Annotated in this window: 7 protein-coding genes; all 7 read right to left on the bottom strand. The window is 47.0% G+C overall.

Annotation, left to right across the window (positions count from 1 at the left end):
• Positions 1-13: 13 nt before the first annotated feature.
• Genes ACE1SE_RS09890 through ACE1SE_RS09860 form a run of 7 tightly spaced genes read right to left on the bottom strand, consistent with a single transcriptional unit; the run spans position 14 to position 25,922 of the window.
• On the bottom strand, positions 14-1,111 hold the full coding sequence (locus ACE1SE_RS09890) for a Gfo/Idh/MocA family oxidoreductase (RefSeq protein WP_374050751.1): 1,098 nt from the start codon (positions 1,109-1,111) through the stop codon (positions 14-16).
• The gene (locus tag ACE1SE_RS09885; RefSeq protein ID WP_374050750.1) at positions 1,108-12,936 is read right to left on the bottom strand and encodes a non-ribosomal peptide synthetase; all 11,829 of its coding nucleotides are present in this window, start codon (positions 12,934-12,936) and stop codon (positions 1,108-1,110) included. The genes ACE1SE_RS09890 and ACE1SE_RS09885 overlap by 4 nt, the downstream gene beginning before the upstream one ends.
• Positions 12,933-19,061, bottom strand: coding sequence for a non-ribosomal peptide synthetase (locus ACE1SE_RS09880; RefSeq protein WP_374050749.1), 6,129 nt, complete (start codon positions 19,059-19,061; stop codon positions 12,933-12,935). Before ACE1SE_RS09880 ends, ACE1SE_RS09885 begins: the two co-directional genes overlap by 4 nt.
• Positions 19,062-19,110: 49 nt before the next feature.
• Complete coding sequence (locus ACE1SE_RS09875) at positions 19,111-20,895, bottom strand: ABC transporter ATP-binding protein (RefSeq protein ID WP_374050748.1); 1,785 nt, start codon at positions 20,893-20,895, stop codon at positions 19,111-19,113.
• 2 nt (positions 20,896-20,897) lie between these two features.
• Positions 20,898-22,697: an ABC transporter ATP-binding protein gene (locus ACE1SE_RS09870; RefSeq protein WP_374050747.1), complete on the bottom strand. Its 1,800-nt coding sequence runs from the start codon at positions 22,695-22,697 to the stop codon at positions 20,898-20,900.
• The gene (locus ACE1SE_RS09865; RefSeq protein ID WP_374050746.1) at positions 22,687-23,946 is read right to left on the bottom strand and encodes an MFS transporter; all 1,260 of its coding nucleotides are present in this window, start codon (positions 23,944-23,946) and stop codon (positions 22,687-22,689) included. Before ACE1SE_RS09865 ends, ACE1SE_RS09870 begins: the two co-directional genes overlap by 11 nt.
• The gene (locus ACE1SE_RS09860) at positions 23,943-25,922 is read right to left on the bottom strand and encodes a TonB-dependent receptor (protein WP_374050745.1); all 1,980 of its coding nucleotides are present in this window, start codon (positions 25,920-25,922) and stop codon (positions 23,943-23,945) included. The genes ACE1SE_RS09865 and ACE1SE_RS09860 overlap by 4 nt, the downstream gene beginning before the upstream one ends.
• Positions 25,923-26,027: the final 105 nt, after the last annotated feature.

Below are 26,027 nucleotides of genomic sequence, written 5' to 3'. Positions count from 1 at the left end.
AGTTCCCACGTCATCAGCATACTTCCTTGGTTAGCATCAATTGAGCTGGATCAATCCAGATCGGTGATTGCAAATCCTGAGTAACAGGCTCTCCCATCATGCGTAAAATTTGTTGCCACAAGCCTGCCAGCCGCAATTGGTAGTCGTAGCTAAAAGCAGAAGGGCAAAGTGCGCCATTCAATACCGAACTCAAGGTATTTAGTAACAATGCCACACCTTCGGCACCATCACATTCAAATGCTGTCATCCAGTTTTGAGTTGCCGGACAAAGAACTTGTGATGTTGCCTGATGCAGATAAGTGCCTTCCGGCTGACCTGCATTCAGGTAAAGACTTTGTTCATTATTCAGATGGTCTGGTGCATGAAGAACCGGTGTCCAGATAACCGGTCCATAGCTGGCTTCCTGCGTAAGATAACCGGCTGACCAGATCAACGTCATTTTATGCATAACCAGGTTATGCATATCGGGATCTCTGGGGTCCAGATAGGACTGAACGTCTAACGTTATTGTTGTTCCCGCCACGCTGAGTTCAAAGCAATGAAATACGTGATTCCGCTGGCCCACATAGGTTATCTCAATCTGTTCCGGGCAATCACAGGCCTGTAACAACAGATCAAGTGCGGAAAAGAGTAATTGGCGGCTGGTTGTCAGATAGCCACTTACCGGACGTTGCTGTGATAATTTATGGATTTGATGAGCTGCATGTAACCAACTTCTGCCGGCCTGACATTGGCTGTAAAAGCTGTTTACCCAAAACATAACATTATGCTTGTTAGCTATTGATTGGTGCCTTTTGATCGCTTCTGCATCAAGAGGGTGCTCCTGAATGACAGAAATACCACGCGCCAATAATGCCTGAGTTAATTGATCGCCTTTGCCACCAATCACTTCTGCACGTATGACCACACAGGCAATATCGATATCATCCGGCAATTCATCCAGTGAGCGGAATAGGGGCACATTGAAATCGCGGGCAAGCTGCTGCGAACGAGGGCTTCCTTGCGCTAAGATCCCGACCAGTTCCAGATCTGACTGAGGCTGTAGAAACGCATTAAGATACAGTTCGCCAAATTTCGAACCGACAATCAGAACCCGCCGTGGCTTTATCATATGTTCTCCTTAACAGGCTTAACAGTTGGGGTTGAACTCAGGATATTTTTCAGACACGCAACCAGAGAGCCGACATGTTTGTGTTGAAATAGACTGTAATGATCACCATCAAGTTGTGTCACATTGACAGGCCCGAAGGTCTGCCAGCCAAGATCAGTTGAGGTGATTGTTGTTGGATCAAGGTAATCCATAAAATCAGGCAATGCCTGCTTTGCCCGGATAAGGCAGAAAGGTTGTGAAGTCTGTGGTGGACAATAGTCAAGCAATGCCCGCAGATTATGCCGCCATACGGAATAAAGCTCAGTCAGTGAGCTATCAATCTGTGCAGATTGCGGTAAGGCTTTGTGTAGCGCTTGCAGGAAGGTTTCCGTGTTTGCTGCGATAACACTGTTATCCAGTTTCAGGTCAGGGAATTGTCCCTGTAAATCGAGCAGGAAATGACGATGACAGAATGCATTATCCAGCGTCAGATTTGTGCGCACATTCGGAGCGAAACTATCAATCAGGATGCAATGGGAAACACGTTCACCGGCAGCGCGTAACTGATGAGCCATTTCATAGGCGACTAATCCACCAAAAGACCAGCCTGCCAGCGCATAAGGTCCTTTAGGTTGGAAGCTACGGATTTGGCTGATGTAATCAGCAGCCAGCGCACCGACAGAAGGTTTGTCGGTGTTCCTGCTCTCTGGCGCAAATGCCAGGCCAATCATGCGTTGGACACCCATATTGGCTGCTAAATGGCGATATCCCAACAGATGCCCACCAATTGGATGGACGATAAACAAGGCTGCTTGTTCTAAGGTAGATTGTTCTAAGGTAGATTGTTCTAAGGTAGATTGTTCTAAGGTAGATTGTTCTAAGGTAGATTGTTTAATGTTTCCTTTGTTCAGTATCACGCCTTGGCAAGCATTTTCGGGTTGATGCTCAATAAATTCTGCCAATGAATGTACGGTATCGTAAGTTTGCAACAGGCTGAGTGGATATTGGCGATTAAATGTCTGATTGATTTGCACCATTAATCTCACCGCTGCCAGAGAATCCCCACCAAGGGTAAAGAAACTCTCATGCACGTTAATATTTTGTTGCTCTAGTACTGATTGCCAAAGGTTTAATACTGTCTGTCCTGTCGCGCTAAGGGTCACCGGTGGTATTGAATCACCTTCTGGCGCTTTTTCAACCAGAGCGATCAATGTACGTCTGTCGATTTTACCGTTGTCAGATACGGGAATTGTATCGAGAATGATAAATCGCTGTGGGCACATCCAAACTGGCAAGGTTTGCTGCAACCAGTGAGGTAATATCGGTAACAGTTCGGTAGATATTGGCGCAGTATTGGTCAAACGTAAGCCTGCGATGAGTTGCAATGCACCATTTGACGTTGTATGTGCAAATACTATCGCTTGTTGTATATCAGGGTGTTCACATAAGCGATGCTCAATTTCGCCCAGTTCAATCCGGTAGCCACGAATTTTAATCTGGTGATCATTGCGCCCCAAAAATTCGATATTACCGTCTGGGCACCAGCGACCTAAATCACCTGTGCGGTAAAGCCGTTCACCTGTTTGGGGATGGGTGATAAATGCTTGTTCCGTTTTTTCTGCATCAGCCCAATAACCTAATGCGAGTCCTTGTCCGCCAATATAAAGCTCGCCAGTGACCCAGACCGGACAAGGTGACAGTGCTGAATTAAGCACATAGAAAGCCTGATTAGCCAAAGGTTTGCCATAGGGAATGCTGCGCCAACCGGGATCGACGTGGGTGATAGGATAAGCAATAGACCATATTGATGCTTCAGTTGCACCACCCAAACTGAGCAGGTTAAGCGCAGGGTGAAGGGCAGACAATTTTGCTGGCAGATGGGTTGGTATCCAATCACCACTCATCAATACCCAGCGCAGGCTATTTAGGGAATGAGGATAACTGCGAGCATACTCCTCAAGCAGTTGCACAAATGCTGGCACGGAATTCCAAACAGTAACTGATTCTTGCTGTAACCATGTCAGTAGTTTGTCAGGCTGCCGAGTGTCACCAGGAGCAGGAATAACCAGTTTTGCCCCACAGCTCAACGTACCGAAGAGGTCATAAACGGAAAGGTCGAATGTTAACTCTGATATTGCCAGCACGCTATCGTGCTCATTGAGTGCAATGCGTTGGTTAATATCCAGAATAGTGTTGACTACGCCCTGATGGTCTATCATTACGCCTTTTGGTTTTCCGGTGGAGCCGGAGGTGAAGATAACATAGGCTAAATCTTCTGGACGTACAGATAAATGTGGCTCTGCGGTTACGGGTAAGTTATTGAGCAATGTCTCATCCAGAGAGATGAGGTGTACATGTTCAGGCCAATTCCTCTGTTGAGCAAACTTAGATTGCGTCAGTACGGTATTCACTTCCCCTGATGCCAATAGCTGATGGATCCGCTGTTGCGGATAACTGGCATCAATAGGCAGATAAGCCCGTCCTGCTAATAAAATCGCAATAACTGCGACAACCTGTTCCCAGCCTTTTTCCATTACCACACCAATCAGGGATGAAGTCTGATTTTCCTGTGCTTGCAGATGAGCCGCCAATGTCAGGCTTTGTGACCACAAAGTGCGATAGTCAATCTGACGAGAGGTATCGACCACAGCAGTACGTTGGGGATAACGATTTACTGCTTGTTCAATCAGCGAGCAAAGCGTGTGTGATGGGAAAACGTTTTTTGTCGCATTACTGTTCTGACATAAAGCGAGATCATTTGTTGGCAGCCAGTCAGGGAGCGGGGAGTTCCATTGGTAATCCGGTTCAAGCAAGGCAATGACACAAGCCTGATAATGGGCAAACATGTTTTCTGCAACCTGGGGTTGGAACAGTTGTGGCAAGATCGCCCATTGTATGGTGACACCTCCTTCTGCGGCGGAAATTAACATACAGTCGAGATAAACATGGGGAGTTTGCGCACCAAAGAGATTCAATGTGCCTAACCCTGACGGTCTTTTGCCCGCTGTACCGGTTGTATCGTTGAATACAATCGGCATACCGGCGTTTAGGTTGTGACGGTGTTGGTTTTTCTCCCTGAGAACTAATTGCCCGTCAAACAGCGCATGTTGAAGATCGGCCAGCCATTGCCGCTGTATCCGGCTGACAGCATCACTGAAACCGGTGATATTGCGTAGATCCACTTCCAGCAATGATGTGGTAGACAGATTGCCGACTAACATATCACAATACTGTGGCATTAACAGGCGGTTACCATGCAGGACATTGATGGTAAAATGCTCGTTATTGCTCCACACTGACAAAACATGGGCGAATAGTGTCAGCATCACTTGTGAAGGCGATACCCGGTATTCTGCTGCACATTGTTGTAAACGCTGCCATTGTTGTGGACTGATATATCCGGTCAGGCACTGTTGGTCGAGTTGCAGTGACTGGTGATCTTGCAGTGGTAATACTGGAGCATCAGGCAATGAAGGTAAGCGATCAAGCCAGTATTGCCGGCTTTGTTGCCAGGTTTCTCCGGTTTTCTCATTCTCCAGAGCCTGAATATAGTCGCCAATGGTTGCTGCTGGTGGCTCTGGTTGCCAGTCAGGTTCCTGATACCAATGGTGTAAATCGCGCAAGATTAACGTCAGACTTTTACCATCCGCGACCAGCAAGTCGATGGTTAAATGCAATAAATGCGTCCGATCATCGGTATGGTACAGGGTTAAATCAAACAGCGGCCAGTTATCGCTGGGAACGCCTTGAGTACGTAACGTGTCGCGGGCATGATTCAGTTGCGCCTCGCGTTCATTTGGCATTATGTTACGGCAATCAATGATTGTTGGTGTATAGCAGGGAACCTCCGGCAAAATACGATATTGCCCATCTTTCACATAACCGCGTAATTGCATATGATGGTTTATTACACGGTTCCAGGCGGCGGTAAAACGAGGCAGATCAAGCCCATTGATAGCCAGTTCAGCATAGAAATGAGCGATACCGTTACCAAATTGGAACAGTTGGCTTTCTCCCAACCAATAAGCGTATTGCAGTGCAGTCAGTGGCAAAATTTGCTCGGATGCCGGTTCAGTTTGATGCGCTATCGTAAGTGTCGTTGAACGGGTCTCAGCGACCCGCAGAGTACGGCAAAATTCACTCAACTTAGGGTGTTCGAAAAGCTGTTGCAGATTTGCTTGTTCGTAACCTTGGCGACGTAGTTGCACCACCATTCGGGTGGCAATCAGGCTGTCACCGCCACTTTGGAAAAAGTCACTGTGACGCTGTATTGACTGAGGCAGCAGTGAACGCCAGAGAGCAATGACTTGTTGTTCAATATCATGAAGTTGGTCATTTTCTGTTTCGGGTTGCCCAGGTTCCGTGATTAACGGTTGTGCTATGCTCTCTTTTGCTGTCACAATCAACGGTAATTGCTCTTGTTGTTGAATATGCAATGAGTAAGGCAAGGTAGAAAATTGTACTGCTATTTCACTGATATTAAGCCGCGCTTGTTGCTCAGCCCGTGCCAGGATCAGTTGTTGATGCAGTTCTGGCCCGTTTTGTCCCGGCCATTCCAATGAAACCCGATAACAGGATTGCGTCAGGCACTTCCGCCAGTCTGCAAGTTCCATCAAGGCACTATTACTGCCACCGCGATCATCAACCCAGGCGTTAATACCTTCAATAAATCCGACGCTGGCGAGTTGCATGGCACTTTCGCGTTTGGTTGATTCAATAATCAGCAACCATCCACCGGTTTTCAGTAACCGAGACAAGCGTCGCAGGGTGTTTCTCAGATGGGTGGCATCATGTAATACGTTAACCGCCATAATCAGATCATAACCGGATTCTGGATGCTGGCTAAAATCAATCTGCTGGTTAATATCGAACAGGGCAAATTTGACGGTTTCGCCGTGCTGGTTGAGTAACTGGCGTGCATCATCGAGGAATAGCGGTGAAACATCAGTAAAGTGGTAGCTTTGAATGGCCTGTGCATTGTGTGCCAGTACCTTCTCTGAGGTTGCTCCGGTTCCTGCGCCGACTTCCAGTACAGTGAAATGTTCGGATGTCTGGCTCAATTGCCGGACAATTTCAGCAGCAGCCTGATTCAGGCAACGTAATGCGGGGTTCTCACTGTAGAGGCTGGCTGTGATTTGTTTATCAGCGAACAGCAGTTCCAATGCATTGCCACATCCGGCAAGCAGGGTGTCGTGTTGTTCGATACAGGTTGTGACATAGCGACTGATGGTTTGACACCACACGGCATCATCCAGTTTGGCTGTAGGGACCGGAACATGACTAAGCGGTTGCAGACAATGGTATCCGTCAGCGGTTTGTTCAATAAATCCTTGGTTATTGAACAAAGTCAGCCATTGGGTCAGCAGGCGTTGATACTGTGGTGCCAGTTGTAAGCGTTGTTCAATCTCTTCACGAGAGTGATATTGTTGTACAGTAGTGAATAAGTTATGGCGCAGTAAAGTCTGGCTCAGGCCAAATAATGCCTGTTGCTCAATATGTTGCCAGGAGCGCTCAAACACTTGTTGTTCTGTCAAGGTCGGGAGCGGTAAGGTATCCGTGTTGATAACCTGTGGTTCTGGCAATGATAATGACAAATGATCTTCGGCAACCAACCATAGGTTGTAACCTTGAATATCGTCCTGACGTGGCTGAATTTCTGCCAGTCGTATTTCAGGCTTAGAACGCAGATATTGTTCGGCTTGACGCAATTCAGGGTGTTGCGGCCAGAAGTCATAACGCGTATGACCAGATGGTGGCGTATGAAGGTCATAATCCTCCATGCGTTCAGGCTGGTGACAAATTTGCATTAACAACGCGTTATAAGCGGCAAACAGTGACTCAATGACACCAGCCTCCAGCACATTATTCATGCAATACCAGTTGAACAGCAGATCACCATCGACTTCCATAACCTGATGATCTAACCAGACTTGCGGCGTCTGGCTCAGAACAAAGACCGGATCGCCCAGTAATTGAGTGATGGATTGTTTGATAGCGACACCTTCTTGTGCCATTCCTAACATGCTGGTGAAAACGACCGGCGTCAGCGGCTGCCTGTTTTGGGTTTCGCCATGTTGTTGGCGGCCAAGTTCCCTTAATACCTCGACACCATTAACATGACTATGGCTCAAACGTTGCCAGAGCAAAGCCTGAGTTTTTTCCATACTGGCACGCAGGGACGTTGTCTTGCGTAAATCAAAATCCATCAACATCACCGAGGTAAAATCACCAATCAGTTCTTGTACCTCTGGATGGAAAGGTTGCCGATTAAAGAATGTCAGGTTGAGAGTAAACAGTGGATGACGGCTGTACCATTCAAGGGTATGGGCAAACAGCGTTAACAGGCCAGCGGAAGGTGTTACTCCCCATTTTTTCCAGCCTTGTTTAAGACGTTGCCAGTCAGATTGTGCCAATCGACCTTCATAAGTTGTGAATTGTGGCTGGTTACGTTGTGGCAGTTGTGGATTCAACGGTAATCTGGGCGCCGGAGGTAATGAAAGGAGTTGTTCCTGCCAGTATGCCCATGATGCCCGCCATTCTTTACTTTCACGTTGCGCTTGTTCTGCCATCACATAATCGCGGAAAGTAAATGCTTGTGGAGCCAGAGGTTGATGATGATAAGCAAGTTGTAGATCGTCCATCATGATGCGGAAGCTCTGCACGTCAAACTGCAACAGATCCAGATTCATATGTAAGCGACAGCGTTCATTCGGTAGCAGTGATACAGAGACTTCAAACAGCGGCCACTGTTCTGCTGGTGGTACTTGATAGGAGAGGGTATGACGACGCTGAGCCAAAGCCTGTTCGCAGGCCGTATTATTCAGTGTCCGCAAATCATCCTGAGATAGAACATACCACGGCGTTTCTGGCAAAATCCTTTGTTGCCCATCTTCATCTACTATCATGCGCAACATGCCATGACGTTGAATCAATGCATTCCATGCTTGCTCAAAACGCGGAATATCAAAACTTTCCAGAGCCAGATCCCATTCAAATAAGACATGACAAGCGACACCACCAAAATCAATGGCCTGTGTACGACCAATCCAGTAAGCGTGCTGAATGGGTGTCAGAGGAAAGGGTACGTGATGCTGGGAACTGTCAACAATTACCTCTGGTTGGGAAGAGACGACAGGTTGTTCAGGCAGGGCATCCCCAATGAGTGCATTAAGCCCCTCTAACGTCATATTTTGATAAGCCAATCCAGCGGTTAATCTAAAGCCAAATTGTTGGTGGATTGCCGCGTTCAACTCCAGGAATAGCAGAGAATCCAAACCAAATTGCAATAAATCTTGTTGTGGCTCTAAACGTTCAGGTTGTTCCAGACGCAATAATGTTGCGACACGCTGACGCAACCAATCAAGCCGTTGTTTACTGTCCTGAAACAGCGTGTTATCGGCAGAAAGTGAAGATGTCGATTCCGCAACGGCTATATTGGGAATATCAGCCTGTAAACGTCGTAAAATATCAGGATGATGTTCATCTAACCGCATTGCCAGATGGCAAGGTGATGTGGTGTGCAGAGATTGATTGAGATGCCAGATACCTTCATTTGTGCTGAAGGGTAACATGCCATCTTGCGCCAGTTTTTCTACTAATCGTCGGTCGCTGGCCATACCAATGCCACCCCAGACCCCCCAAACCAAGGTTTTAATCATCAATTGATTTGGTGCTGTCAGTGCTAAAGATTCCAGACAAGCGTTGGCGATGGCATAAGCACCTTGCCCTTGGGCACCTAACATGGATGCGGCAGAAGCGTGAAGCAGCAGATATTGAGCATTATGCTGTTGGAGCGCAGCTTGCAACGCCGATGCGCTGTGCGCTTTGACGGATAATACCTGTGACAGGTGTTGACGCTCAAGTTTTGCCAGTGGGGTATGGTCAGCAATGCCTGCGGCATGGATCGCGCCAGCGATACCATCCTCTTGTGCCAGAGCTTGCACTGCATTTAGCAAGGCTGGCGTATCAGTGACGTCAAGGTTAATCCAACGTATTTCACATTCGCTACTCAGTGACAGTGTTTGCACAAAAGTATCCCAATCCGCCTTTTTGCGGCGGGCAAACACGGCGATCTTACGTGCACCTTGGGCTAGTAACCAACGAATGGAGATCTGACCGATACCGCCCATGCCGCCAGTAACAATATGCCAACCCTGATGAGAAATGGATATCGCCTGCGGTGATGGGTGTTGCGATGATAATAATTGGCGTTCCAAAACCGGAGCAGCGACCTGATTGCCGCGCACTCTCAGCCAGCGATGCTGTTCATTCAGATAACCAAGTGCTAATGACAAAGCATCAGCATCATTGATATCAGCGATATCAATCGCCTGGATGCGACGATGGGGGTACTCTTCAACCGCGACACGCAGCAACGCCCAGATAGCGTATTGAGCAGGGTTGATATCCTCTTTTAATAAGGTGGATTCTGGTTGGGCGCAGCAGGTTACAACGGTTAAAGGTGCTGTTTCATCGCGTTTTAGCTCACTAATAACTTGATCACATAATTCAGTAATATCATTGCCTTCAAGCAGTAATAACGTATTTCCGCTTTCCGGCTGTAAATGAATTCCTGCCTGACGCCAATGATTAATCATCTCGCCATTTTTTGTTGAGGAACGAAGAGTATAGATCGTTGAAGATTTCTGTGTATCTGCGGTATTTATTGTGCGCCAATGTAAGACATAATGAGTATCAGGACATGGTTGTGGTGCAGGAAGCCATGCTGTTGTCATAGATCGGGATACCACCGATTGACGAGGCAGATCAGCACGATCACTCAACAGAGCGAATAAGCGTTCGCCAGCATAGATCAGTGCCGGAAAAGTCGCGAATAAACTCGCTTCCAATAACCGGCGTTTAGCATAAGGCAAGGCACGGTAAGGACGATATATTTTATTTACCGTTGGACCGGAGACTTCCTGATAATAACCTTGCTCAACACAGTGAGTTAATAACTGTTCCAGCAAAGGACGCCAGCAGGGTTGTAGCCGACCAGCCCGGATCGTGTCGATGGCACTGAAACCTTGTTCAGCATTACGTCCATGACACTGATATATCAATGCGTCGGTATACAATGCCCGCAGTATTAGCGCATCGGGATTTTGTGCAATGGCAGGATCGGACAGGGCGTTAACATTAAGCTCAGCATGGATATTGGCTAAAGGTTGCCCGGTTTTATTTATGGGTAATCCGGTTTCAGAGAAGCTGTAATGCTGTTCATCAAATGGATAGAGTGGCGCATGGCATTTTACTCCAGTGAACGGGAAAAGAGTCTGCCAATCAAGATGGGCACCGGCACAATAAAGTTGCATGATAGCCGTTTGCTGCGTTGCCTCTGGGGAGCTTTGACAACATGCACTTGCAACCCAGGTTTCCTGCGGCAGACTGACACGTCGTCCGATCCCTGTTAGCTGTGCATCAGCACCAAATTCCATGAACAATGTAACACCTTGCTGGCGGGCAAATTCAATGGCTTGATAATAACGCACTGTGTGGCGCATATGGTGACGCCAGTAATCTGGTGAACCTAATTGCTCATAATCTGCAAGATTGGCTGTTAAGGTGGAAATTAGTGGAATTTCTCCTGATGCAGGTTGTAACCGACGGCAATACAGGGAAAAGGCTTCCAGAACAGGCTCAAGCATGACTGAATGTGCTGCACAGGCAACATTCAGGCGCTGGCAACGAATCTGCTGTTGTTCCAGACGTTGTGCCAGGATATCAATTTCTGCCTCTGTGCCGGCCCAAACCGAGTGTTGCGGACCATTGCAAACTGCCAGATCCAATGCCAGTGAATGAGTAAAAGGAAGAATATCGTTTTCGTTGGCAAAGATTGCCAGCATTGCGCCCCCTTGGGAACAGCTTTGCATTAGTTTGCCTCGTACCGCGACCAGTGGCATTACCTGTTCAGGTGTGAAGATGCCGGCAATAACAGCAGCCGCGAACTCACCGACGGAATGCCCCAGCACATAATCGGGTTTTAACCCAAGTGCACGCCAATGTGCTGCCAACGCAATTTGATGGGCCACAATGGCCGGTTGAGCATATTCGGTGGTCGCTAATGCGGCATTATGCTCGCCGAACATGACTGCTTTTAGTGGCAGTGCTAATTCGCAAGCACAGGCCGCACAGCAACGATCTAACATGGCGGAGAAAACCGGAGAACTTGCATACAGGGCTTTTCCCATGCCAGACCATTGACAACCCTGACCACTGAATTGCCACAGTTGCTTGTTTCCGCTCTTGGCTTGTCCGCTAAAAATGTTTGGTGTTGGCATATTGTCCGCAAAAGCGGCTAGGCTGGCAGTATTGTTCTCAATATCTTGTGGTGATATTGCCAGCGCTAAGCGCCAGGGCAGGGAAAGATTACGCCCCTGCAAGGTAGTCCAGGCCAGATCGGCATAATGTTCTGGGGCACTATTGAGCGCAGTTGCGTAGCGTTGTGCCAATTGACGCAATGAGGATTCAGAAGCGGCAGAGAGCAGCAACGGCGCTGTTGATGAATGATTAACATGGCGACGGTGTAATTCTGTTGGCAATGATTGCACCACAATATGACAGTTGGTGCCGCCAATACCGAATGAAGAAACACCGGCGGTACGCAATTCTTGCGCCCAATGTTGTCCTTGTGTTGCCAGCCTGAATGGGCTTTCTTGTAGTCGTAATGCCGGATTGGGTTGCTGTACATTGAGCGTTGGAGGAATGTAACCATGCCAAACGGACAAAACCGCTTTGATCAAACTGGCAATACCTGCGGCAGTATCGAGATGGCCGATGTTGCTTTTCACTGAGCCAAGGTAACAAAGCGGTACTGACATACTACGCTCAGAAAATACAGCGCGTAACGCGTCAACTTCTATGGGATCACCAAGTGGTGTCCCTGTGCCATGTGCTTCAATCATGCCGACATCATCAATGCTGACATCTGCCAGTTGTAATGCTTCGTTAATAACACGGCGTTGACCATTCACTGAAGGTGCAGTAAAGCCAACTTTTTCGTTGCCATCGTTATTAATTGCACTGCCCCGCAACACGGCCATGATGGGATCGCCATCGCGTAAGGCATCACTCAGACGTTTCAGTGCGACAACACCAACACCATTGCCGCCATAGGTGCCATTTGCCTGACTATCAAAGGGACGACAATGTCCATCAGGTGAAAAGATCATCCCTGGTTGATACAGATAACCGCTTTCTTGTGGGAAAGAAACCGCCACACCACCGGCTAAGGCCATGTCACACTCACCGGAACGCAGGTTCTCGCAAGCCATATGTACGGCAACCAGTGAACTTGAACAGGCCGTTTGGACGGTGAGTGCAGGACCTTTCAGGTTTAATTTATAGGCAGTACGAGTCGCAAGATAATCTTTATCATTACTCATTAACGCCTGTAGCCCTTTCACTTTGCCAACATCGGTCATGGCAAACTGTGACCATGAAGGCCAGGTACTGATCCGGCTGCTACCAAAGACACCGGTTTTCAGGGGAACCTGACGCGGTGCATAACCGGCATGTTCGAGCGCATGCCAGGCTGTTTGCAGGAATAGACGCTGCTGAGGATCAAGCATTTCTGCTTCCTGACGCGAATAGCCAAACAGTGTGGCGTCAAATTGTTCCGCGTTCTCCAGTATCGCAGCCTGATTGACAAAGTTTTCACTATCAATGACTTCAGGAGGAATACCAGCATCCAATAATGTTTGACGGGACAGTGTTGTTGTACATTCAATCCCATGTTGCAGGTTATGCCAAAAAGTATCGCTATCGGGTGCCTGCGGAAAACGGCAGGCAAGACCAATCACTGCGATGGGATCACAATTATCGTAGTGAGGCGTTAAGTTAGTCATTGTACAGCTCCTTTATGACGTTTTTCCCGTTGTTGCAGACGCTTTTGTTGTTGACGTTGACGAAGGATAATTGACTGGCTATTGCCGTTTTGGGATTCTTTTCGGCAACGCAAACTGAGCGTCTCTGGTGTTGGATAAGCGAATAAATCAGTAACAGCAAGATGCTGGAAACCCGCATGTTGTAATTTGTTATGCAGTTGGATTAGCTGTAGCGAGCTGGCTCCTGCCTCAAAAAAGTTTTGGTGTGCATGTATCGGATGATGGGTGACAGATAAAAACAGGCGTTGAATTTCATCGCATGTGTCACTGCATACTTGTGGCTCTGATCCTTCTAAGTGCGGTGATGATGCAATAGTCACAGCAGGATTATTTGCACCTTTCACGCTTTGCTGGCGTGGCACTAGTTGATCCAACGCTGAATGCCAGCTTTCTGGTTGTGCAGCGAGGGTACGCAATAGCGCTATATAGTTGTTGAACATGTTTTTTAACTGGTGTGGAGCAAATAATTCTTCAACTGCATCCCAGTTCAGGCAAAGTTCATCATCAGATTCGTAAACCTGATGATCCAGCCAGATTTGTGGGGTTTGTGAGATACCCCAAACCGGTTTCATCCATGATGAATGAGAAAGGAACTGCCCTTCATGGGTTCCCAGCGCACTGGTGAAAACGACTGGCATAACGGCAGCATCAGGGCCACGGCGTTGCGCTAGTTCACGCATCACTCTGATCGCTGAAATATGACGGTGATCCAGATCTTGCCATAGTTGCTGTTGCAGCCGACGTGCACTTGATAACCAGTTTTTCTCCGGATGCCAGGCCAATAGTGACAGTGAAGTGAAATCACCCAGAATATGTTTAATGTCCTTATGCCAGTGTGGGCGATCGAACAGGGTAAGGTTAAGGGTTAACTCCGGTCTGGTGCTGAATGCGGACAGAACGGCTGCATAAGCGGCAATCAAGAGTGCAGAAGGCGTTATTTGCTGGGAGGCTGCCTGTTGTTTTAACTGCTCCCATTCATGTGCAGATAACCGATCGCTATAGCGCACAAAATGCGGAGATTGAACACTTTCTGGTGCAATACGCAATGGTAATTGCGGAGCCAGTGGTAGTGTTTTCACTTGCTCTTGCCAGTATTGCAATGAATTCTGGTGTACCGGCATTTGTTGTTGACGTAACACACAATCCCGGAATGTCACGTTCAGTGGTGGTAATGCGTGCTGTTCGTTGAGATATAGCTGTTCTAATTCAGCCAGCAATATCTGCATACTTAACCCGTCTAATAGCAGGTTATCCAGGCTAACAAATAGTCGGGAGACAAGGCTGGTGTCTTGTGCAAGTTGGAAATCGAACACCGGCCAGCGACTGACATCTAATACTTGATGTGACAGACGTTCGCGTAAGGTATCTGCCTCAGTAATATCAGCAAATCGGTGCTGTTTAACGGAGAAAACGGGAACATCTTGCAATATCTGTTGTTGCCCATTAATCACAACCGTCCTCAGCATAGGATGACGTTGGATCAGACGATTTAACACTCGATTCAGGCGCTGAACATCTAACTGCTCTATCCGGTATTCGACAAAGAAATGAGCACCAATGCCGCTTAGAGCAAAACCAGGATAGCGCCCGACCAGATAAGCTTGCTGAACTTCGGTTAATGGGAAAGGCTGATATTCATCCTGCTCTTCTGAAATTGCACAGGCTTCTGATGACGTTTCAGATAAAGAACTCAGTGTTGAGGCAAATGCCGCTAATTGCGGGTTACGGAAAAGGTGACCAAGTTCACCTTTGAAGCCTTGTTGTGCCAGTTCACCAATCAAACGGGTAGCTAAAAGACTGTCACCACCAAGTTGGAAAAAGTCGCTGTCACGGCTCAATTGCTCGGTATTCAGCAGGCGTTGCCAAATATCGGCAACGGTTTGTTCCACCGTATTTGACAAGGTCATTTCAGGCTGAGACGTCGCTGTGTCTGTTTTTGTGGCGGATGTTGTGGCGAACTGAAGAGATTGTGATAGCGTTTTACGGTCGATTTTGCCGTTAGGTGTCAGGGGCAGGTGAGGGATAACATGCAAGCGTTGTGGAATCATATACCCAGGCAAATGTTGCGCCAGAGCGGATTTAATTTTTTCCCGATCAGGTATGGTGACATTGTCACTTGTTTGCATCAACAACACACTCAGATTGCCGATGGTAACCGGTGTTTCCGCTTGCAATGGAAGAAGAGATAACCACTCTGACGCAGAGCGTAACTGAATACTTTGAGGTGAGAGCAACTCAGCCGTAATCAGGGAGATAGAAGATGCTTGTTGCAACTCCATTGCCAATACCAACGCACCCGGTTGAGCCAGTGGAAGCAACGCTTTGATGCAATTTTTTGGGTCTTCCTCGCGGTGTAATACATTGTTTAGCAGGATGACATCGGCCTGATGCTGTAGCGATTCAGGCCTATTTTTTTCACACCAATAATGAACTGATGTATGAGTATAGCCACTTAACCTTGTTTGCATCTGATTAATCAGGGCCTGAGAACGTTCAAAGCCGATATAAGACAGATGTTGGTCAGTAATATGTTCGGCCAGCCATTGAGCACAGAGACCACTGCGCGCATCGAACTCCATCAAAGTAACGGGGCGTTGTAACCGTTGGGAAAGGGCAATGATGGCCTGTTTCAATCCTGCCAACCATTGCTGGGTTTCTGGTTGGACAAAGAGCTGTTGTTCCGGTGCGAATTGCGGATCATCAAGTAATGTGACGGCTGACTGTTGTCCGGTAAGAATATTACGCAATGTAGAATGCCAGCGTGCAGGAACGCATTTTGCTTCATTATGGTATGCGGTGGATGGCAATACAGCCTGATAGACATGATGTGCAGGTTCAGCCAATAAATTACATTGGCAAAGATACGCCAGCATTCGGGCAAACCAGTGATGGTATTCCGGCAGAGGTTGATAGTGTTTCAGACAATCGGAGAGCGACTGAGATGAAATAAATGTCATGCCGTAACGAGACAGGTGTTCGAGCAGAAATAGCGCAACTTCGTTATGTTGTTTATGATTGTCATCGGTGATTGCCTGCATTACAGGGAACAGATCACGATAGTGCGTTGGTAATTGTGGCGCACGATTTATGCGTTGGCACAAAGTATCGCCTTCCAGCTCCAGAAATGCCACCAGGGATTTCTCTTTTTCACCACGGGTTAAGGCAACACCTTTACTGATACCGGTTACTTGACTGAGGGCGGCATCAACTTCTCCCAATTCAATTCGGTAACCACCAATTTTCACCTGGCTATCACGGCGCCCCATAAATTCAAGCCAGCCTTCGGGGTGATAACAACCCAGATCACCAGTACGATACCAGCGTTCTCCTTGATCAATGACAAACTGGGCAGCCGTGCGTTCTTCATCATTAAAATAGCCTAGCGCTACACCGACACCACCAATCCAAAGTTCACCGACAACCCAGTCAGGGCAATCACGGCCATCTTCACCCACTACACGGTAACGCTGGTTAGCGAGAGGATAACCATAAGGGATAGAGCGCCACTGCTTGTCAATTTCTTTAACGATATATTCATTTGACCAGATAGCCGCTTCCGTTGCGCCCCCCATTGCACTTAATACACCATCGGGATTGAACGCACGGTAACGCTCAGGCAGTGACAAACCGATCCAATCCCCGGACAACATTACAGTGCGAAGTGCTTTCGGTGCATCAACCTCCATTCCTTCACAATAGGTTAGCAACATATCAAACAGTGCCGGTACACTGTTCCATAACGTAACGCGGTGGCGCTCGATCAGCATTTCCCAGGTTGATGGATCGCGGCGTTGTGCTTCGCCAACAAGAACCAGCGCGCCTCCTGTACTGAGAATGCCAAAAATGTCATAAACAGACAGGTCGAAATGCAAGGCAGAGAGTGCCAGTAAGCGGTCATGGCTTTGAACTTGATGACGGCGATTGATATCCAGACAGGTATTCAGTGCGCTTTGGTGGCTAATTACCACACCTTTTGGCATACCGGTTGAACCAGAGGTATAAATGATGTAAGCCGGATCAGTCACCGCACGCTTAGCCATATCAGTTAAGGGGAGTAATTGCTCATCCTGATGCCAGGAAATGCAATGTATATCCTGTGACCAAGTATTCTGCTGCTCAGGATCAATGATAACGATATTGATTCCGGCACTTTCACAGATAGCCCGACGTCGGTTTAGTGGTTGATCCACGGGAACCGGGACATAAACACCGCCAGCATAAAGTACAGCTAATACAGCGACAATCTGTCCTATGCCTTTTTCCATACTGATGGCAACGCGGTCTCCCGGTGTAACCGACGTTTTTTGCAGTACAGTGGCTAATCGGCGGGCTGCCAGACTGAGGTCGCCATAACTTATTTTTTCATGATGAGTAATTAAAGCGACAGCATTTGGGGTATGTTCTGCTTGTGTAAATACTGCCTCATGCAACAAGGCATTAGGTAGTGGTTCAACCGTGTTATTAATTTGATGTCGCAGATGGTATTGCGACTCAGGCATCAGATCCGGTAACTTTTCGTGCCATTGTGTCGCATTTTTCGTCAGGTTCTCAATCAATTTCTGATAGGCAGTGAATAGAGTATTCATCAAACCGTCAGGGAAAAGCTCGTCGTTACTATCCCACTGAATATTTAGGGTATTTTCATGTTCAAAAGCAACAAAATCTAGCCATACCTGAGGTGTTTGCGATATTCCCCAATTTGGTTTTCCCAGAACATCACGGGTATTCTCACCATATAAAGGCCGGCCTAAATTGCTGGTAAACACAATGGGTGCGCCATGTGGGTGGTTGCCTCGCTTCTTGAGCTCACGCAGAACTTCTACACCAGACCAATGACGATGTTCGTAAGCTTCGGTGAATGTTGCTTGTGCATCCTGAGCCAGTTGGCTGAACGGTAAATTATCGCCGGGGATGTCTAATAGCAGAATATTGGTAAAATCGGCCAGAATGTTATCAACCGCGTTGTGCAGCGGAGCTCTGTCAAATAGCGTCAGGTTGAACAACAAGCGTGTTGAATTACTCCAGCGACACAATAAAGCGGCAAATGCGGTCGCTAATGCCATCGTTGGCGTAACGCCATTTTGTTGCGAGAGTTGCTTAAAACGTTCCCAATGTTCCGGCGATAAGCGAAAACATCTGCGATGGATCTGAACATTTTTTATCAGGGAAGGATCCTTGGCTAGAGGAAGTTGGGGAGCAAGTGGCAAAGTGTCTAATCGGTTACGCCAGAATACCTCTGCTTCCTGTCGCGCTTGCTCAAACTGAGCCTGATATTGTGTGAGATAACTGCAAAAATCATAGTCAGAAGCAATAGCGGGCAGACGACGTTTGGCAATTAATGCCGCCAGTTCGGTAAAGAACAGGCTAAAGCTGGCGGCATCCATGATCAGCAGATCGATATTGGCATGTAGCCGATGTTGATTATCACCAAACAGGCTAAGTTGAATATCAAACGTTTCTCCTTCTTCAACCCGTAATACGCGATGGCTTAATTGTTCGCGTATGTTGTCCAGCGCTTGCTGCTGTTTATCAACTGTCTGATGACGGAGATCGTGAACTGTTAATTTTTTCCAGTAAGCGTTGGTTATGCCTTGCTGACGACCATCCGGCAAAAAACGTACCCGCAACATCGGATGCCGCTGAATCAGCATGTGAATAGCAGCTTCCAGTTGTTCAGGATCCAGCCCAATACCATCAAACTCCTGGTACAAATGACAACCCACTCCCCCCAACGTTTGCTCCGGTGAACGCCCAACAAAATAAGCATGTTGTACTGCCGTTAAAGGGAATGGGCGGGCATCAGCAATCCGTGGCTGTGGCGCTGTATTTTGGGGTGCTGTTTGGGCGACAGGAGCATGGCGTTGCAAAAGCTGGCTCCAGGCATGCAGCGTTGGCTTTTGGTAAAGTTCGCGCAGAGTGACACGATGTCCCTGACGTCTAAACTGGTTTAGTAATGCCATGATTTGCATTGAATCCAGCCCATTGCGAATCAAATCGTCATGATCGCCCACCAAAATATTTTTTTGATTAAACAGGCCAGCAATGAACTGGCGCAGTGAATCAGGAGAGAGAAGGTCCGTGTGCATGAATAAATCCTATAAAATGGCAGTTACTTAACAAACAGATAATGGCGGGTTACACCTTATTTAAATGAATACTTGAGGGAATATTGGGGTGTAAGTGCCAATGCTCTTCTGAGCCAAGGTGATTTTTCCAAAGGGATTGGTAAAGCGAGCAACGCTTCAGTAATTCATCATGTGTACCGCTATCGCAAAGGGTTCCATGATCCATTACCAATATTTGATCAGCACGGGTTATCGTACTTAGCCGATGAGCAATAACAAAAACGGTTTTATCCTGAGTGAGGGAATCAAATGCTTCTTGTATCAATTGCTCATTTTCGGGATCCAGCGATGCCGTTGCTTCGTCCAGGAATAGAACCGGAGACTGTTTTAGAATAGCGCGAGCAATGGCAAGCCGTTGGCGCTCCCCGCCAGACAACGTACCGCCATCCACACCTAAAGGTGTATCGTACCCTTGCGGTAGTGCCATAATCGTATCGTGAATGTTGGCAAGACGGGCTGCCTGTTCCAGCTCTGACTGCGTCGCATTCGGATCACCCAAACGGAGATTGTTGGCAACAGTATCCTGAAATAGAGCGGTTTCCTGGAATACCATGGTGACGGTGTCGTACAGCGCTTGAGTCTGGTAATGATGAATAGGATTCCCACCCAGACGAATTTCACCTTTATCCAGTTGATAGAAAGAGAGTAATAAATAAGCCAGCGTAGATTTACCACTGCCACTTGGTCCCACAATGGCGGTCATACTGCCTTGTGGTGCATAAAATGAAATATTTTGGATAGCGGGCTGGTGAGTACCTGGGTAACTAAATGAGATGTTGTTAACTTCAACATCATATTTGTTTGGTGCAGCTAATGGCCCGGATGTTTGCGTTGCAATCGCTTCTATCTCTGCAATATGTGTTTCACCAACTTGTGTCAATGCGGTCACGTTGAGCAGGGGGATGATCCCGCGTAAAGGGGTAATAGTGGCGAACAACAATAGAATAGTGATCAGCATTTCAGGGAGAGTGAGTGCGTCATTAAAACGTAAGGCACCGGCCAGAATGCCAACAACCACACTGGTATCAATAATGATGTAGAACAGACTCAGCAACGGTATGCTCTTGAATATTCCGCGGCGGAATGCGGCACGTAGTTGTTCAATTTCCTGGTCAAAACGTTGTTCTACCGTTGTGGTAGCAGCCGCTGCGCGAATAAAAGCCATGCCTTGGGCATATTCTACGATTGCTTCGGATACATCAGCCATCATCGTTGCCCGACGACGCAGTATTTCATTGAGTTTTTGACGGATACCACCCAGAATCAGTAATCCAACCATCAATACTAACAGGGCACAGCCAGCAACAACCCAGTCGAACCAGAATAAAGCCAGATAGATAAGCGTCAGCATCATAATCTGGCAGGTGATTTGTGGAGTGGTATAAGCTGATTGATTTTCCTGCCATTGCACATCTTCGGATAACGTCAGGGCTATTTTTCCGGCACTTAATCCACGAATTGTCGCTATGGACATACTGACAAGCCGTTGTAGCAAAGCGCGACGGATTTCTATCCCCAGTCCATAAGCAGCAATGGTGAGTTTACGTAATGCGCGAGACATAAAAGCGAATCGCAGCAACAGTAAAATAACCAACAATGTCAGTGTAATAAGTGGCAACATAGCGTTGCCGCTTTCTTGCAGATGATTTTCCTTCAGATAAGTGATGGCCCAGGCGGCGATAGCCAGTTGAGCAATAATCGCAAGGGTATCAAGTTGCTTATATAACAATCCACCCAACCAAACCCGTTGTAATTTTGCAGATAAATGTTGCTGGAGACGATTAAATAACCCCATGATTAATTTACTCCTGTTCCGGTATTTTCTCCCCGCCAGGCTGCCCACTGTCTGGCATACGCGCCTTGTTGTGCGACCAGTTCATCATGGGTTCCTTGCTCAATGATGTGTCCTTTATCCAAAACCAGTATTTGATCAAGGTGACGGATAGTTGGCAGGCGATGGGCGATAACAATCACGGTCTTATTGCAGCCTGTCTTGGTACGGCATAGTGCATTGAGTGCCTGTTGCATCTCTTTTTCACATTCCGGATCGGCATAAGCGGTGGCTTCATCCAATACAAGAATGGGAGCGTTTTTCAGGATAGCGGCGGCAACGGCAATACGCTGTTTTTCTCCCACAGACAAGCTGATACCGTTGTTAATCACGGTGTTGTAGCCTTGGGGTAACTGTTGGATAAATTGGTGTGCTTGTGCTGCGATGGCCGCTGCTTCAACTTCAGCTTGTGAAGCATCAGGACGGGCCAGGCGGATATTATTGGCTATCGTATCGTTAAACAGAAATACCCGCTGGAACACAAACGAGATGTTGTTACGCAGAGTGGGTTCATCCATGTTGCGGATATCAACACCTCCAACCGTAATTTTGCCTTGTTGAGGATCCCAAAGACGAGCAATCAGACTGGCTATCGTGGATTTACCAGAGCCACTGGCTCCAACCAGAGCGAGTGAACTGCCGGCAGGGACGGAAAACGAGATGTTATTTAAGACATTGTTCTGCTTATCCTGATAGGAAAAGCTGACGCTATGCAAAGTTACAGTATGATCAGCAGGAACTTGACTTTGGGTACATGGCGCTAATTCAGGTTGATTCATTAGCCAACGATAACGTGTGACTAACGCTTCTTGCTGCTGCAAACGTGTCATCACAGAGAACATGGATGAAGCAATATTGCCGAACGCCATAGCAGACAGAATAAAGAAGGTGAATTCAAATAAAGTGATCTCTTGTCGGTTAAACAGCCAGACCGCCAAAGGAAGGACAAACAGCAGATTAGCGCTGGATAGCACAAAAAAACGGCTGGATTTGACCTGCACTTTCTCAACCCAAACATCGATAATACGTGTCAGGGCGGTAAATGCTTCTTCCGCTCGCTGTAGTGCAATATTGCCGCCTGAATAGGTTTTTACTACAGGAATGGCGTTGATAACTTCACCCATTGTTGAAGCAATACGATTTTGGGCTGCGTAAAAACGCTGAGTAGTGGTTTGAACTTTCATCTGAATATAGATGAATAATAGGCAGGCACCCAAAGTTGGAGCAAAAGCCGCCAATGCTAATCGCCAGTCAATGGCTAACATCACACCCAATGCAATCAATGGGCCGAACAAGGTTGCTGACATCTCTGGAATAATGTGGGCAATACCATCCTCAAGCTGTTCGACATCATCTAACATCATCTTCTTGATTTCGGTGCTGTCAGTCTGCATAAAGAAGCCTAAGGGAACCGACTTCAACTTATTGCTGATATGACGACGAACATCAGCCTGAACATCGGCAGCGATCAAATGAGCAACAAACGTTGAACCGCTGAAAGTCAGCATAGCGGCAAAGGTGAAGCCTAATAACATGATGCCGTAATTCAGCAATGTATCATATTGACCATCATAGATAGATTGAGTAATGAGACCAGCAATCGCTGCCGGCAGTATTTGCAAACCAGCAGAAATAATAGCAAGTGCAATGGCAACGTAACTCAGCGTGCGGTATGGGCGCATCATATCCCACAATGTCTTAAGGACTCCGGCGTCAGCAGCACGTTGCTCTGGAGAGTTTTGAACAGAAGGATCATTACTGAGCATAGGTGTTTTCCTTTTGGAAATCGTGGCGCTTATGTAATGTCCAAAACAAGCCTGCGAGGGTGAAGAGTGATGCAAGAGCGAAAAGGGATGCGTAGCTTGCTTTGGTCACAATCAATCCACCCAGCATTGAACAGATGATCGCAATGCTCATATCTGCGGATTGCATTAACGCAAAATCCACACCAGACTGTATGCCAGCCGCCAAAGACATCATTTGGGTATACAAGGCAACAAATTTGGTAGCGGTGATTAACGTGATAAAAACGTATGCAGCTGAAAGCAGGGATAGGGGCGTTTCCGATTGTTGGGCAAGCCAGAAAATACTCACTAATACCAGACATTCAAGCAGCATTATCCCCAATAATGTCTGGACGGCACCTAACTTACGTACAACGATGCCGCCAAGTAGGACACCGGATAATCCGGCTAATGCACCACCACTGGCAGCAATGATGCCTAATTGGGTTAAGTCTACGCCGCGATCGACTAAAAATGGGGAGAGCATACCGAGTGACAGGCGTGTCCCAATCATACATAGCAGTATTAAGATCAGGGCCTGTTTAACCGGAGTACGACGTAATGCACTCTTTAGGGAGGGGCTTGGAGAGGGGGTGCCCGATGTTTTTGACGCATTCGATTCTCTCTGTCCCTGAGTTTTTCGGATGAACAAGATAGGCAGTGACATTAATAGGATCACTATAACTAGCATACCTGCACCAATGTGCCAGCCATAGAGTGAAATAAGATATAAAAACAGGCCGCTGCCAATAATGGCTCCCAGATAACTGCCTCCAACTTGCATGACATTACTCCAGGGGCGATGCTGTGGTGATAACCGATCGATAGCATGGCCGTCTGTGGTGGTATCTACCACGGTCAGACAAAGCGTAATCAGAAACAGAGCCGCTATGATCAGCGGCATATGTTCGGCAGGTTTTGCTAAGGACATTAAACCAAAAAGCAGTGCAATTAACAGATTGCCGCAGAGCATGATGCGGCGGGGGTTAGTATCCCCCGAACCTGATTTGCGATAGCGTTCTACAACAGGCGCCCAGAGAAATTTTAATGCCCAGGGTAACATCAATAGATAGAGCAAACCTATCTTATCTGGGGTAACGCCGTGGTTGCGTAGAAATGCCGGCATGCTTTGTAACGTTAACATACCAATGGTACTTTGGATGGTGTAAACACCAGCCAAAGTCAAAAGTAGCAACGAGATGTGACGGCGATGTGAGGTGTTGTGCGTCATAGTGCAATGCTCACATCCAGCCCAACATTCAAGCCCTTACTTATCATGTTAAGCGTATTGTTTCCCATCTGGAAACTAGAGACACGATACTGTTTGTTACCTAAATTTTCGCCATAAAGTTTGACATTGACGCCATGATCCATTTCTAAACTGAGTGATGCGTCATAGAGCGTATATCCTCCTTGTTCAAGGGTATTCGCTTCATTAAAGTAGCTTTTTGAATAGTAGCGAGTACCGGCATTTAAATAGAGGTTACCGGGTAACAATGTTTGATCAATCAGATAGTCGAAACTTGCATTAAGCATGACATCGGGTGCATAAGGCAGGCGTTTGCCTTTATAATTTACGCCACTTGTTGTATCAGTGAAATTTGACTTACCTACGCTACCACCAAGAGAAAGTCTAAGCCCTTGCATTGGTTTAATCTGGCTGCTCAGCTCAATACCTTTACTTTCTGCTTTTCCGGCGTTACGAATAAATTGCCCACCCATTGGTCCGACATAGATCTGTTTATCTTTGGAACGGATGTAATAAACTGCGCTGTTTAATGTCATTGCGTCATCAAAGAATGAGGTATGCCAACCAAACTCATAATTGTCTGAGGTTTCGGTATCGTAAGGCTTTTTATCATTGATGGAGGAAACAATGTTATTGAATCCACCCGGTTTGTATCCTTTGGTGGCAGAGAGATAGAAACGGGTATCCGGTGTCAATTGCCAGCCCAGAGCCGCCTTAGGTATAAATTCATTGTTGGAAACCTGGTTATCAAAAGTGTCAATCTTCATGTCAGATCCTGAATAATTGATCTGAGATTTTTCATGTGATAGACGGCCGCCAAGGGTAAGATCCCATTGAGACGCAATGGGTAATTTAACCTCACCGAACAGGGCTAGTGATTTCCCTTTGATTTTGTTATGTGCATCATTATAGCTAGTATAATGTCTGCTAGTCTCATCCGAGAACCAGCCACCGAGAACACTGGTAATCCCATTTGAATAGCTGGAATTTAAACGTAGCTCTTGGGTTGTGGCGTGGTGTTTTTCTTTCCATTTACCCCCCATAAAATCACGGAAAATATCGCGATCCTGATAGGCGGTGACACTGGTTAGTACGTTGTCGCCAAAATCATATTCCGCTTTGAGTGCATAGCTGTTGACGCGTCGTGTTAAATCCGGGATAGAGCCATCATATTCTTTCCGACGGAACTGTTCGTCGTTTAAATAAAGCTCTTCGTGTGAATTGAGATCTTCATGAGCAAAGTTAAGTTCAGCGCTGAAAGGGGAGTTTTCTGGTGCAAATGCCAGCTTTCCTTTGCCGAGCCAGGTCTTGCTGGAGTCAATATTTTTATCACCACGGTTTGGCACATCAATTTGCCCAGGCTCTTTTACCCAGCGTAGGCTCATGCTGCCATAAAGCATATCTTCAATAAGAGGCATTGATCCGCTGAAGGAACCTCCTTGTTTCAACTTAGAATAATTGCCAGAAAGGTTCAGCCAGGGACCTTCTTTTGGCGAACGGGTGATGATATTGATAACACCCGCTTGGGCGTTCCCCCCATATAAAGTGCCTTGAGGACCACGTAATAATTCTACACGCTCTACATTGATTAACTCTTGTGTCAGAAACTGGTGATCCTGAGGAACACCATCAACATAAATGCGAATGGAAGGAGAATAGTAATCGGGTGAGCTGATACCCCGAATGGTGGTTGCTGAATAGGTTCGGTTACCGCGGGAACGGATTTGTAAACCAGGGAAAGCACGCTCAAGATCCTGTACCTGAGTGATACCCGCTTGCTCAAGTTCCTCGCCAGTTTTTACTAAAATGCTGCCATTAATTTTATTTAATGCTTCTGCCCGTTTGTTAGCTGTCACAATCAAAACATCTTCTGTGGCTTCGGGTGAATGCTCCGCCCAAGCCACAACCGGTGAAATCAGACAACATAAGACAGATGCTTTAGCATATTTTTTTTTCATAAGTACTCTTTATGCCTTTTCAAATCATATTTTAAAAAGATCAAATGTGGTAAACCAAACAAGCACGGTAAACCTGAAAACATATTTGGTTTTGGTGAAATTAAC

Source organism: Xenorhabdus taiwanensis (genome assembly GCF_036512875.1).
Classification (GTDB): domain Bacteria; phylum Pseudomonadota; class Gammaproteobacteria; order Enterobacterales; family Enterobacteriaceae; genus Xenorhabdus; species Xenorhabdus taiwanensis.
Note: the sequence above shows the minus strand (reverse complement) of the source record. Positions and strands in the feature narration are given on the sequence as shown.

What these genes read in the sequence shown, in the direction of transcription:
- ACE1SE_RS09890 (WP_374050751.1), bottom strand. Translation starts at nt 1,111, where the DNA reads ATGATAAAGCCACGGCGGGTTCTGATTGTCGGTTCGAAATTTGGCGAA.
- ACE1SE_RS09885 (WP_374050750.1), bottom strand. Translation starts at nt 12,936, where the DNA reads ATGACTAACTTAACGCCTCACTACGATAATTGTGATCCCATCGCAGTG.
- ACE1SE_RS09880 (WP_374050749.1), bottom strand. Translation starts at nt 19,061, where the DNA reads ATGCACACGGACCTTCTCTCTCCTGATTCACTGCGCCAGTTCATTGCT.
- ACE1SE_RS09875 (WP_374050748.1), bottom strand. Translation starts at nt 20,895, where the DNA reads ATGGGGTTATTTAATCGTCTCCAGCAACATTTATCTGCAAAATTACAA.
- ACE1SE_RS09870 (WP_374050747.1), bottom strand. Translation starts at nt 22,697, where the DNA reads ATGCTCAGTAATGATCCTTCTGTTCAAAACTCTCCAGAGCAACGTGCT.
- ACE1SE_RS09865 (WP_374050746.1), bottom strand. Translation starts at nt 23,946, where the DNA reads ATGACGCACAACACCTCACATCGCCGTCACATCTCGTTGCTACTTTTG.
- ACE1SE_RS09860 (WP_374050745.1), bottom strand. Translation starts at nt 25,922, where the DNA reads ATGAAAAAAAAATATGCTAAAGCATCTGTCTTATGTTGTCTGATTTCA.